The sequence below is a fragment of the Pararhodospirillum oryzae genome (genome assembly GCF_007992075.1).
Classification (GTDB): domain Bacteria; phylum Pseudomonadota; class Alphaproteobacteria; order Rhodospirillales; family Rhodospirillaceae; genus Pararhodospirillum; species Pararhodospirillum oryzae.
Map to the genome: position 1 here is coordinate 1 of NZ_BJZO01000025.1, position 9,461 is coordinate 9,461.

General features: G+C 67.7%; 8 protein-coding genes. 7 read left to right on the forward strand and 1 reads right to left on the reverse strand.

Going from position 1 to position 9,461, the window contains the following annotated elements:
• The first annotated feature begins 155 nt into the window (after positions 1–155).
• The 7 genes from ccoG (at position 156) to ROR02_RS05980 (ending at position 8,195) form a co-directional block, all read left to right on the forward strand.
• Positions 156–1,556: a cytochrome c oxidase accessory protein CcoG gene (gene ccoG / locus ROR02_RS05950; RefSeq protein WP_246135426.1), complete on the forward strand. Its 1,401-nt coding sequence runs from the start codon at positions 156–158 to the stop codon at positions 1,554–1,556.
• 45 nt (positions 1,557–1,601) lie between these two features.
• Complete coding sequence (locus ROR02_RS05955) at positions 1,602–2,159, forward strand: FixH family protein (RefSeq protein WP_147163101.1); 558 nt, start codon at positions 1,602–1,604, stop codon at positions 2,157–2,159.
• On the forward strand, positions 2,156–4,627 hold the full coding sequence (locus tag ROR02_RS05960; protein ID WP_281291006.1) for a heavy metal translocating P-type ATPase metal-binding domain-containing protein: 2,472 nt from the start codon (positions 2,156–2,158) through the stop codon (positions 4,625–4,627). The genes ROR02_RS05955 and ROR02_RS05960 overlap by 4 nt, the downstream gene beginning before the upstream one ends.
• A 19-nt stretch (positions 4,628–4,646) precedes the next feature.
• Positions 4,647–4,877, forward strand: a complete 231-nt coding sequence (gene ccoS / locus ROR02_RS05965; RefSeq protein WP_147163102.1) for a cbb3-type cytochrome oxidase assembly protein CcoS — start codon at positions 4,647–4,649, stop codon at positions 4,875–4,877.
• 37 nt (positions 4,878–4,914) lie between these two features.
• Positions 4,915–5,667 (forward strand): Crp/Fnr family transcriptional regulator, encoded by a 753-nt coding sequence (locus ROR02_RS05970; protein ID WP_246135427.1) that lies wholly within the window; start codon positions 4,915–4,917, stop codon positions 5,665–5,667.
• 47 nt (positions 5,668–5,714) lie between these two features.
• Positions 5,715–6,260, forward strand: coding sequence for a DNA polymerase III subunit chi (locus tag ROR02_RS05975; RefSeq protein WP_147163103.1), 546 nt, complete (start codon positions 5,715–5,717; stop codon positions 6,258–6,260).
• Between the two features lie 228 nt (positions 6,261–6,488).
• Positions 6,489–8,195 carry a hypothetical protein gene (locus ROR02_RS05980; protein ID WP_147163104.1) on the forward strand — a complete coding sequence of 569 codons (1,707 nt, stop codon included), beginning with the start codon at positions 6,489–6,491 and terminating at the stop codon, positions 8,193–8,195.
• A gap of 236 nt (positions 8,196–8,431) precedes the next feature.
• Here the strand turns inward: ROR02_RS05980 and ROR02_RS05985 are convergent.
• Positions 8,432–9,461 (reverse strand): NAD(P)/FAD-dependent oxidoreductase (locus ROR02_RS05985; RefSeq protein WP_147163105.1); only part of this gene is annotated, 1,030 nt, incomplete at its 5' end.

Here is a 9,461-nt window from a genome sequence, read left to right on the forward strand (position 1 = left end):
CGTCAGGGCAATCGGTTCACCCGATTGCCCAGAGGGGTGGGATCGGGCGTCTTTTGACGTTAGTCTTGTTCCAGGAAGCAGACCCTTAGCCGGAGAAAGGGCGACACATGTCCACGACCGGGGCAAAGGCGGACCTCGCTGAGACGGAACCCTCCTTGTACGAATCCCACCGCAAGGTGTATCCCCGCAGCATTCAGGGGCGGTATCGCACCTTGAAATGGCTGTCGATGGGGCTTCTTCTGGGGATTTTCTGGGGGGGGCCGTGGGTGCGCTGGAATCGGGGTCCCGGGGTGGCCGATCAGGCCCTGTTCATCGACCTGCCCGGCCGGCGCGCCTATTTCTTCGACCTGGAATTCTGGCCGCAGGAAGTCTTTTACCTGACCGGTGCCCTGGTGTTCGCGGCTGTCTTGCTGTTTTTCGCCACCGCCCTCCTGGGCCGGGTGTGGTGCGGCTTCGCGTGCTTCCAGACGGTGTTCACCGACCTGTTCGTGCTCATGGAACGCCTGATCGAGGGCGAGCGCCCCCGGCGCCTGGCCCTGGACGCGGCGCCCTGGACCCCGGCCAAGATCGCGCGCAAGGGGGCCAAGGCCGTGGCCTGGGGCCTTGTCGCGGTGGCGGTGGGCGCGGGGTTCACCTTGTATTTCTTCCCCGATCCGGCCCAGGCCCTGGGCGCCCTGGTTCTCGGCCAGGCCCCGGCGGCGGCCTATGGCGCCATCGCCGTGGTGGGGGGCGGCTGCTTTCTCCTGGCCGGCTACGCCCGCGAGCAGGTGTGCATCTACATGTGCCCCTATGGCCGCTTCCAGGGCGCGATGACCGACGAGCATTCGTATGTGGTGACCTATGCGGCCTGGCGCGGCGAACCGCGCGCGCCTTACCAGCGCGAGGCCGATTTTTCCCGGCGGGGCCATTGCATCGACTGCGGCTTGTGCGTGCAGGTGTGCCCCACGGGAGTGGACATCCGCAAGGGCAGTCAGCTGGCTTGCATCGGGTGCGCGTTGTGCGTGGATGCCTGCGCCAAGGTGATGCGCCGCTTCAATCTGCCGCCTGGCCTGATTGCCTATGATTCGGCGGCCAATCAGGCGGCCCGGGCCCGGGGAGAGGCACCGGTCACCCGCTGGCTGCGCCCGCGCACCTTGATTTACGCGTCGGTGCTTCTGGGCGTGCTGTCGGCCATTGTCGTGAGCATCGCCACCCGGCCGACCTTTGATCTGACCGTTCTTCACGAACGCAGCCCGTTGTTCGTGACCTTGTCGGACGGTTCGATTCGCAACGGCTACACCATCAAGCTCATGAACATGAGCCGGCGCGACGCCGCCTTCCGGATCAGTGTCGAGGGGCTTGCGGAGCCGGTGTTGACCTCGCCCACCCTGAACGCCGATCCCGCCGGTGCCTTGATCGTTCCCGTGGCCGGGGCCCATGTGGAAACCGCGCGCTTGTACATCGCCGCGCCCAACGAAGTGCTGGCCGGCACCGATAACACCGTGACCCTGGTTTTGACCGACGTGGTCACCGGCAAGCGCCTGAGCACCCAAACCTTGTTCGCCGCGCCTCCCTGAACGGGTTTTGCCGGGCAGGCCCTGATCGCGAAAGGAGAGTGACCCATGACCGTTTCGTCCGCTCCCTTGGCCGGCGCGTCGTCCGCCGGGGCTCCGGTCCGGCGGAGCTTGTGGATCCCGGGGGTGTTGATCGGGGCCTTTGGCATCGTGGTCGCCGTCAACATGGTGATGCTCGTCCTCGCGGTGCGCACCTTCGGAGGCGTGAGCACCCCCACGGCCTATGTCGAGGGCCTGGCCTACAACCACGAAATCGCCACCGCCCGGGCCGAGGCCAGCCTGGGCTGGTCGGCCGAGGTCCAGGTCACGCCAGCCGTGAGCGCCCCCGGGGTCCGGGGGGCGGAAGGTCCCTGGCCGGTGCGGATCGCGGCCCGGGTGGTGGACGCCAGCGGCCAGCCGGTCGAGGGCCTGGACGTGGACGCGGTCTTGCGCCGGCCCAGCGACGCTTCCTTGGACCGGCCCCTGGCCCTGGCTTCCCTCGGGCAGGGGCGCTGGCAAGGAGCCCTGGATCTGCCGGCGCCGGGCTTGTGGGAGCTGCGGTTCGTGGCCCGCAAGGCCGAGGGGGGCGTGGCACGGGTGCGCCAGCGCGTGGTGATCGATCCTTGAACGAAGAAACGCAGGCGGTCTGCCGCCATTGCGGCCAGCCCGTGGCGGCCCCGGGGATGGATCCCGGGGAAGCCTTCTGCTGTCCGGGCTGCCGGGCGGCCCATGCCCTGGTCATGGACTGTGGCCTCGGCGCCTATTATGAGCGCCGTTGCCTTGATCCGGCCTTGCCTCCCCCGATTCCCGAAGCCGACGACCCCTTGGGCCTGGAAGCCCATGTGCGCTTGGAGTCCGGCCCCGGGGGCACGGTGGAGGCTGTCGTGCCCCTGGTCGTCGAGGGGTTGCATTGCGCGGCGTGCGTGTGGCTGATCGAGCATGTGCTGGCCCGAAACCCCACGGTGTGCGAGGCCCGGGTCAACATGACCACCCGGCGCCTGATCGTGCGCTTCGTGCCGACCCCGGCCGGTCCCGACGAGGCGGCCCGCGCCCTGGCCAGGGGATCCGACCTGGGCGCCAGCGCCGTGCTGGCCCCGGTGCGCCGGCTGGGCTACCGGCTGGTGCCCCTTGATCCCGAGGCCATGGAACGGGCAGAAGCCCGGGCGGAAAAGGTTCTGGTCCGCGCCCTGGCCGTGGCCGGGTTCGCGGCGGGCAATGTCATGCTGCTGTCGGTGTCGGTGTGGGCCGGCCTCGACATGGAGCCCGCGACCCGCGACCTTCTGCACTGGATCTCAGCCCTGATCGCGGTGCCGGCGGTGGCCTACGCGATCGGCCCGTTCGCGCGTCCGGCCCTGGGGGGGCTGCGGGCCGGGCGGATCACCATGGATCTGCCAATCACGCTCGCGGTGCTGATCGCCACCGGGGTAAGCCTCGCCGAAACGATCCAAGGCGGGGCCCACGCCTATTTCGACGCGGCGGTCATGCTGCTGTTCTTCCTGCTGCTGGGGCGGGTGCTGGAGGCGCGCGCGCGCGGGCGGGCCCGGGCGGTGGCGGCGCGCTGGCTGACCTTGAGCGCCCGGGCGGTGTCGGTTCAAGACGCCGACGGGCGGGTGCGGCAGGTGGCGCCGGCCCGGGTCGCGGTGGGCGAGCGGGTGCTGGTGGCGGCGGGCGAACGCCTGGGCGTGGATGGCCGGGTGGAAACGGGACGGTCCAGCGTCGATGCCAGCTTGCTGTCGGGGGAGAGCCTGCCGCGCGCGGTGGGGCCGGGGGATCCGGTGTTCGCCGGCACCTTGAACCACGACGCGCCGCTGGTGCTCACGGTCACGGCCAGCGGCGAGGCCACGGTGCTGGCCGATATCGTGCGCCTGATGGAAAACGCCCAGCAGGGGCGTTCGCGGTATGTGGCCCTGGCCGATCGGGTGGCGCGGCTTTATGGCCCCGCCGTGCATCTTCTGGCGCTCGCGGCCTTCCTTGGCTGGTGGGGCCTGGGGGGCATGGCGCCCGACCGGGCCTTGATGATCGCGGCCGCCGTTTTGATCGTGACCTGTCCGTGCGCGCTGGCGCTGGCGGTGCCGGCGGTCGGGGTGGTGGCCTGTGGCGCCTTGATGCGCCGGGGCGTTCTGGTGCGCAGCCCCACGGCCCTGGAGCGGCTGGCCGAGGTCGATACCGTGGTGTTCGACAAAACGGGCACCCTGACCCGGGGCACCGTGGCCTTGAACCCGCCGGCGGCCCGGGGGCCCGCCGCCTGGACCCCCGCCGATCTGGCCCGAGCGGGCCGGCTGGCCGCCGCCAGCCGCCATCCCCTGGCGCGCGCCCTGGCCCGGGCCGCCGGTGATCCGGCCCCTCCCAGGGGCGTGCGCGAAGTGCCGGGCCAGGGCCTGGCGCTGGGCGAAACCCGCCTGGGCAGCCTGGCCTTTTGCCGCGACGGAGCGGCGCCGGGGGTGTTTCCTCCCGAGAACTCCGGTCCGGCCCTGGAGGAGAAGGCGGGGGAAGAGGCGGCGGGGCCGATGGTGTGGTTCGCGCGGCCCGGCCTGCCCGTGATCTGTTTTTCCTTTGTCGACGAGGTCCGGCCCCAGGCTCCGGCGGCGGTGGCGGGGCTGCGGGCCCTGGGCTTGGAGATTCATCTGCTGTCGGGGGACCGGCCGGCGGCGGTGGCGGCGGTGGCCGGGACGTGCGGGATCGAGGACTGGACGGCCGGAATTTCGCCGCGCGACAAGACCGACCATCTGGAGGCCCTGGCCCGGTCGGGCCGGCGGGTCTTGATGGTGGGCGACGGGTTGAACGATGCCCCGGCGCTGGCGGCGGCCCATGCGTCGATCTCGCCCACCTCGGCGGTCGATCTGACCCGCGGCGTCGCCGATGCCGACATCGAGTCCGATCGTCTGGACGCCTTGCCCGGTGCCGTGCGCCTGGCCCGGCGTGCCCAGCGCCTGGTGCGCCAGAACCTGGCGCTGGCCTTGGGGTACAACGTGGTGATGATCCCGCTTGCCCTGGCCGGATGGGTGACGCCCCTGGTCGCGGCGGTGGCGATGAGCGCGTCCTCGCTGGTGGTCACGCTCAACGCCGTGCGGGGGGGCGGGCGTCGTTCGCTTTGAAAGAGGAAGGGACCGCGCGATGGATGTGCTGCTGTTCTTGATTCCCATGGCGCTGTTTTTGGGAGGCCTGGGGCTGATGGGCTTCTTGTGGGCCCTGCGCAGTGGTCAGTTCGAGGACCTGGACGGCGCGGCCCAGCGCATTTTGTTCGACGACCTGCCTCCTCCCGGACCGGTGCCGTCGTCCGGCCCGGCTCCGGGAGCCGGGGACGCGGAAGGCTCTTGCGCGCGCTCTCATCCCGATCCAAATTGACCTGGATCAACAAGGATGCTTTCAGACGGGGGAACGCGTGGCCCAAACGACTGTCGCAGCCCAGCTTGCCGAGACGGGGCGCATGGACGGGGGCGATCCCTGTTCCTCCTGCCCGCTGGGGCCGGTGTCGTTGTGCCGCTCCCTTCCCGAGGCCGAGCGCCAGGAGCTTCTGGCGCTTCAGGCCACGGTGCGGCTGGGAGGTCATGAAACCCTGTTCAACGAGGGCGACCCGGCCTTGCACGTGTTCATTCCGCTGGCCGGGGCCGTGAAGCTGTACAAAATGATGCCTGATGGCCGGCGTCAGATTACCGGGTTCTTCTTTCGGGGCGACCTGTTCGGGTTCAGTGCCGGCACCGTCCACACGACCACGGCCGAGGCCATCGTGCCGTGCGTCTTGTGCCGGTTGCCGGTGGCACGGCTGGAAGGGCTGCTGACCCGGGCGCCGGTGCTGGAGCGGCTGGTGTGGGGCCGGGCGCTGGCGAGTCTCGCGCGCTTCGAGGAACAGGTGCTGCTCCTGGGGCGCAAGAGCGCCCCCGAAAAACTGGCCTCTTTCCTGACGGGGATCTCGGACCGGGCGGTGGCCCGGGGCGACGTGGCCAGCCCGGTGCTGGTGCCGATGGGGCGGGCCGATATCGCCGATTACCTGGGGCTGACCATCGAGACGGTGAGCCGGACCCTGACCCGCTTTCGCCACGAAGGCCTGATCGATCTGCCGCGTCCCGGGACCATGGTGTTGCGCGACGCGGCACGGCTGCGCCGGCTGGCCGATGGCCTGGACACCCTCGGGTGACGGGCGACGGGGGCCGGCCGGGAGCTGAACAAGGAGGGGCACGGGAAATGCCGGCCGAGGCCCTGGGCACGCGCTTTGACTTCTACCATTTACAGATCCGCTCCCTTGAAGAAGCCTTGCCGCGTCTTTTGGCCAAGATCGTGGGCCAGGGGCTGCGCGCGGTGGTCCTGGCGGCGTCGCCGGAGCGGGTTGAACACCTGAACGCCTTGCTGTGGACCTGGGATCCCTCGTCATGGCTGCCCCACGGCTCGGCCTCCGACGGGTCGGCCGACCAGCAGCCGGTATGGCTGACGCAGAGCGAGGAAAACCCGAACGGGGCCTCGGTCCTGGTGCTCACGGATGGTATGTGGGTGGAGCGCCCGGAGGCTTTCGCGCGGGTCCTGGTGCTGTTCGATGGGCGCGACGAACAGGCCCTTGTTCAGGCGCGGCAGCGTTGGAAAGGGGTGCGCGACGCAGGCGGCGGCTTGTACTACTGGCAGCAGACCGAGGCAGGGGGGTGGGAGGAAAAGGCCCGCGCCAGACGAACCCCGGAAGACCCCCGGCGGGAAGAAGGCCTGGAGCGGAAGGGATCATCGGAAATACTCCCTTCCTAGATAAATTAAGTTAAAATATAAAAGAAGCCCTCATGGGGATGGTTGTCTCGGAGAGAGGGGTCTGGTTATCCTTCGGTAGAGGTCGGCGAGAGCCAGGATGGGAAGGACCATGCGCACGACGAGAACGACGAAACGATGAGACGACGGAAACAAGGAACAAAAAGGGTGGCCACCCCGGGGCAGGGAGGTCACACCCGGGGATGACAAGAGAGCGAAGGGGGCCGAGCGGTGCCGCATTACGAGGTCCAGGTATACAAGGACAAGCGCTGGATCACTGAAGAGATCCACAACGACGAAGCCGAGGCCATCGCCGCCGCCCGCAAGGCCGCCCAAAAGGGACAGGTGGACGGTACCAGGGTTGTCAACGATCGGGTCGGGCCTGACGGCTTGCACCGTGAAAGGGTCGTGTTCGAGGAGATGCTACGCTCGATAGGAAATCAGCCCGCCCGGATTACCCCCATCGAGGATGCGCCCCTGTGCCAGTCCGTCGAGGATGTGTATTCCCTGGAAAGCCGCATGACGATTGGTCGTCTGATCAAGAGATATCTTGAGCAGCAGTTCGTCGTGCCCTCGGAATTGCTCTATTGCTACTCGCCCTTGGGCCGTTTCCAGGACATGGACGCCCAGCTCATGCCCTCGGCGGTTGAGCGCATTGTTACCTTGCATTGCCGGATGTCGCCAGAACTGGATCCCAAGGAGCACCGTGACGAGATCTATCGCTGGATCGACGAAATCGGCCGGCGGTCGCGGCGCAACGAGGGCGAAAAGCTCTTGTGGAAAGTGGATCTGTCCGAGTTCCGCAGGGTTTTGTCGGCGGTATCCAAGTGTGCCTTTGTTCACGAAGAGCAAGAAGTCCTGCTGCGCCATGTCATCGCCCGGGAGATGTACAAGGAACGCAATTTCCTGGGCAAGCTGGAAGTCCTCCTGGGCTGCCTTGACGACAGCCTCAGTCGCGATGTCCTGCTGATCTTGGATGGGTTCATTGCCGATGTCCTGGCGGTGAGTCAGGTCGTGCAGGATATCCTGGGGGTTCGTCCCAATCTGGCCACCGCCTTGGTTGGTCTTCTGGACCTGATCGACGGCAAACCCGACAGCACGGGCTCGCCGGTCGAATCCGACACGGTCAAGGTCCTGCGCCGCCTGTTCGCCGAAAAACGCCTGCCGGCGGGCTTGACGGTGCTCATGGACCGGGTCACCCGGGAACTGGGCGGGCGGCAGCCGCTTTCGCGCAACGATCCTTCCAAGGAACACGAAGCCTTCTGCGCCCTGATCTTGCGTCTGGTCGGACGCGAAGGGGTGAACGGAGGGCCGGCGGTGGCCGGGGCCCTGACCCGGCGTTATAGCCTGCGCCTGGAGCAAGGCGGGCAACTGGGCTGGCGCCTGTCGATCGAAGGCGTGTCGAACCTGATCAAGGACAACGCCCGGCGCCTGCATTACCTGATCGCCGTGGCCGAGGCCGGGGAAGGGGACCAGCACCTGACCGTGGTGTCGGAAGAGGTGGTTTCGGTGGTCAAGATGGCGGCCGACATCCACCACTTTGTTGAACCGGCGCTTTCGACCACGGAAAAACTGCGCATTATCAGCAGTATCCAGCGCGGCCTGGAGGCGTCCTGCCTGCCCGAGGTCTTGCGGACCCGGGTGGTCGGTCGCCTCGATGATCTGCTGGCCCGTTATTTGATCGACAACGAAGTGATCGAACGCCTGGATGCTCCCGGCGATCCCCTGCGCATGCGGGCCTTGCGGCTGGTGCGGTTTTGCGGGTCCGGGGTTTTGATGGAGGGCAAGGCTCTGTCCATCGCGCGCATGCGCGTGCTTCACCACCTGCGCCAGCCCAATTTCGTGGAGAGTTTTTCCAAGGATCTGCCAGAAAACGAACGGGAATCCTCGGTTCGCGATTTTTATCGCCTGCTGGCGGAAGCAGGCTTCAGCACCTGAGGCAAAAGCACGATCCCGTCGGGGTGCCTTGCACCGCCCGGTTTTTCATCGGGGTCTTGTGAAAAGCCCGCTGATCAGACCGAGACCCGAAAAGTGGGACCCGCTTTTCCCGGGACGACAAACTCGAACAGACCCGGGGTCTGCCCGTTTCCGATTGAAGCGGACAGACCCTGGACGCCCTTTTCCCGACAGAAAAACGAGAACGGGGCGCGGGTGTTGTTTTCCTGGAAAACCCGTCAGGGAAGCAGGACTGTCTTGCGATACGTTTTCAAATAATGGCGCTCGAAGGCTTCCTTCATCCAATGGAACACCCGCGAGCGGGGAAGCGTGATCTTGAAGCGGCCGTTGCGGAAGACCATGATCCCCTTGTCGAGCATGTCGATAATGCAAACCAGTTCCGGGGTGAACGTGGCATTGGCCGGACGGCCGGCAAGGGTCGAGGCCAGGTTGCGGGCCGCCGTGCGCGCATTCAGGTCCGCCTGGTGCGCCTGACGGGCCAGCCACGAGGGCCCCGGGTAGCTGCCGGCATCGCCGATGACGTAGACATCCTCCAGCCCCATGACCCGGCAACCGGCATCGGCGGCGATGAATCCCCCGGGGGAGCGGGGCAGGTCGCTGCCTTGCAACCAGGCGGGGCCGGTGAGCCCGGGCAGGAACACGGTGAGGTCGGCGGGTACCGTGCCCTTGGCGGTGACCACGCCGTCGGGATCGAAGCGTACCAGCGGATGCCCCAGGTGGGTTTCAATCCCGCGCCGCTGCATTTCGCGCAGCAGTCCTTGCACCGCCTTGGGGCCCAGCCGGCGCGCGGGCTCGGTGGACGGGTTGAAAAACACCAGCTTGAAACGGTCGCGCCGCCCCTCGCGGCGCAGGTGGGTTTCCAGGCCAAACAGGAATTCAAACACCGGTCCGCCCCGCACCGCGTTCGGCTCGGCCGGGTTGGTTGAAAATCCGAAGGCAAGGGTCCCGCCGTCGAGCGCCGCGACGCGCTGGCGAAGGGTTTCGGCCGCCTCAAGGCTCGCGCACGGAATCACGGCGTGCTCAATGCCGGGCAGGCCACGCAGGAAGCGCCCGCCCGAGGCGATGACCAGGGTATCGGTTTCCAGGGGGCCGGTGCTGGTGATGACCCGGTGTCCTTGCGCCTCGACCCGCTCAACGGTGCCTTGATGCCAGGTCACGCCATGGCGTTGGAAAAAGCCGGCAAGCGGTACCACCAGGTCCTCGGGCTGGCGCAGGCCGGTGGGAATCCAGATCAGGCTGGGCAGGTAA